The following is a 3159-nucleotide window of genomic DNA, read 5'->3' as shown; positions in this document are numbered from 1 at the left end:
TGCAAGTAACTTCTATGAATTCCTCTGTAAAAGGATTACAGATAATTTGAAGTAAATTTCTTTGTATGGTGGTTTTACTTCCAAATTGCAATGTTAAACCACCATTATTTTTTTCTTTTCAAGAATGCAAGCATCGTTAATATTTTTAAGGGGGATCATCTATGAAAACCTATACCTTAGATGATGTTGTAGTATTAATTGATAAAGTGAATAAATATGATGATGAGATTATCAATTTTGGCACTGCAGAGGATGCGCCTGATGATATATTGATTGAAAAGGCTGAGAGAACTCTTGGTTTACAACTCACCTCGTCCTACAAAAGTTTTTTAAAAAATTATGGAGGAGGAGAAATTGGAGGTTATGAAATTTTTAGCATTTATAACGCAAGTTTTGAAGATAATCCTGCTGGTGATATTGTTTATTATCACTTAACAGATATAAAAAATGGTTTAGCAAAACCACAGCAGCTTGTTGTCAATAGAACAGATTTTGGTGAAACCTTTTACTTTGATTATACTCAGTTTCAGGATGGAGAGTGTCCGCTCTATCTTAAGTTTCTACCTAGCGATCCCCAGTATTACGCAAGTAATTTTTATGAATTTCTCTGTAAAAGAATTAAAGAGCACGCAGGGTAATGACGATGCAAACCAAAGATGCAACAGAGATTTTAAAAAGACTTGGCTGGGAGCCCCATCGCGATGAAATGGGTGATATGTTTGCTTATTATCATCTCCCCGATCGCATAGTGCGTATTCATTATGGTGTCATAGATTATGGACGGGATAGTGGAAGATTATGGGTTTCTGTCAGTCTTACCACTGCCGCCTATTGTCTTGGCTGGGAATACGCTAACGGTAAGAAATCGCGATACCAATATGAGGATATGCTGATTTCTTCAGAAGAGAATTTTGGAGTTACAGCACTAGAATTTTTTGAAAACCACGTTAAGGTAGCTTTAAATAAAGTGTTAGTTTGGGCGCACGCACAAGATATTGAGAAAAAATTACGTGAAAAAGCTGCTAATCATTCTCTCGTTGCAAAGGCTCTACTCGGCGATACCGAAGCTTTAAGTAATTACAAACCTACATCTCAATTATATACACCAGAGTTTTCTGATTATGAAAAGATGACACAGGTTGAGCGTATGATCTTTTTTGCTGAGGCTTATAAAAATAACGAATTGGATGACATTTTAGCACGCAAAAAACCGAAACAGTGTTTGATGAGTCTTACAGCAGCAACGCGCATTCTTAAAACCCAAGGGTGGTTTGTTACGGAACCTGGGAAAATGTGGTTAGTTTTGCCCGACCGCTTCATTCAATTTGATTTTGGTTTTATACGTCTTCCAAATGATGATTACAATGTTCATCTTGAAGCAGAGATCTCCAACGAAGATATTTCTGTAGCTTGCCATTATATTCACGATAGTAGAAAATGTAGGCAGATATCAGCTACAAATATTTATCAGTCTTTTAATACGATTGGGGGAGGGGTTTTTAGTGGTGTTGATAAAGGGATTGATATTCGTGTAGAGACATTAAATGAGCAGGAGCTTATAAAAATTTCTGAGCGGGTGATACAATGGGCGCGTGCTCAGGATTTAGAAGCAGCGATAGAAAGCAAAGCGCTTGTTCAAAAATATAGCTCTTGTCCTGATATCTCATGGCATTTGGCTTGTTTAGTATTAACAGGTCAAATTGATGTCCTGAAATCCTATCAAAATGCCGTAAAAGCAGGTACGATTTCTGAATATTTAGATGACGATGATGTGGAAAAATATGTTAATCACGCTGTTCAATTTGCTGAAGGACATCTGACCGTTTTAAAGGAGCGAGAGGCGGCAGATGCACGTATTGGTGTACAATCTTTGGTTCTTCTTAATACAGTTTCTGAAACATTAAAAATGATGAACTGGACAGTCTATTGCGACAAAAATTATAATTGTAATGCCTATTTTATAAGCAAAGACCGTATCATTAATATAATGTACAGCCTTGATATAAAAGGAAAAACACCGATCCTTATATTCAAGGCTTCACTTTCAACACTTAGTTTTTCTACTGCTCATAGAGAGATGTTTCCTAGATTGCCCCAATATATAGCTCTCAAAGAGGCAGAAGAATTTTATACAGTTTCTAGTACTGAATTGGATGAAGGCAAGCTAAAGGAGATTTGTACAGATATACTTGAGTGGGCTGATAACCAAAACACCAACCAAATCATCTATGATTATGCGGCGTTGCTAACAAACAGTGAATTTTGCCTTGCAGAATTTCACCTTATTGCACTTATTTTGACTGGTAATGTCAAAAAACTTAAGTTTTATAAGGAGAGTTTTCAAAGAAAGAGCCGTCTAGGTTTTGTGGAAAACATCACAAAATATGATATTGAGAACGCTCTTACTCTTGCACAGCGTTATTGAACAGGTTTTCCCAAAAAGGCATTGATTTTAAGCTTGGATCCGCAAACAGCATCTGTTGCTTCTAAAAGAATTTCTGTTGAAGTGGCAGAGGAAGTGGATGAAGCAGATGACACTGATGATCGTCTCACCATGGAAAGTGCTCATGCACTTTTAAAAAGCTTAGGCTGGTCAACCGAGAAAATCAATGAGAATGACCATATGGCAAGCTATCAATTGGCTGATCGTGAAGTAGATATTCTTTATAACGACGAAATTGCCAAAGACTACCCGCAATTTGATAGCGCCTTTATGATTAGTACCGGTATTCTTTCCGCTGCTTGTAAATTCATTGATCCTACCCACACGGAAGATATTCCAGATATACAGCTTAATTTTGAAGCCAAGGGATTAGAAATCTTTGAACCAGAAGTCACTACGGATCGTTTAACACAGGCGCTTGATGATGCTTTAGAATGGGCGGTAACAGACATTGACCTTTCTAAAAGACTTCGCTCTGATTATGGCACTGCTCCTTGGAAAAAAAGCACTACGTCTAAAGCAAATGATACGGATTATGCTTTACTTCATCTTGGCGCTCTTGCTTTATTGGGCGATGTTGAGACCTTACAATCTTATCAGAAAAGCTTTACGGCAGGTGATCACCTAGGCTTTGACGAAAGCATCAACAAAACCCACCTTGAACGTGCATTAGCTTTAGCCAAAGAAGTAGCAAAGGTGAAGCAAGTGAGCTACGC

General features: G+C 37.5%; 1 protein-coding gene and 1 pseudogene. Both read left to right on the top strand.

Annotated features, from left to right (window positions below; genetic code table 11):
- Positions 1-161 precede the first annotated feature (161 nt).
- A complete protein-coding gene (locus ACFIL8_RS08650) occupies positions 162-638 on the top strand; it encodes an SMI1/KNR4 family protein (RefSeq protein WP_375627527.1) in 477 nt (158 codons plus the stop codon).
- A gap of 5 nt (positions 639-643) precedes the next feature.
- A pseudogene (locus ACFIL8_RS08645) lies at positions 644-3159 on the top strand (DUF6990 domain-containing protein); the annotation flags it as partial.

This window comes from Bartonella sp. AP57NXGY, assembly GCF_042195805.1.
In the GTDB taxonomy this organism is placed as follows: Bacteria; Pseudomonadota; Alphaproteobacteria; order Rhizobiales; family Rhizobiaceae; genus Bartonella.
This window is presented reverse-complemented; position numbering and strand designations above follow the sequence as displayed.

What these genes read in the sequence shown, in the direction of transcription:
- ACFIL8_RS08650 (WP_375627527.1), top strand. Translation starts at nt 162, where the DNA reads ATGAAAACCTATACCTTAGATGATGTTGTAGTATTAATTGATAAAGTG.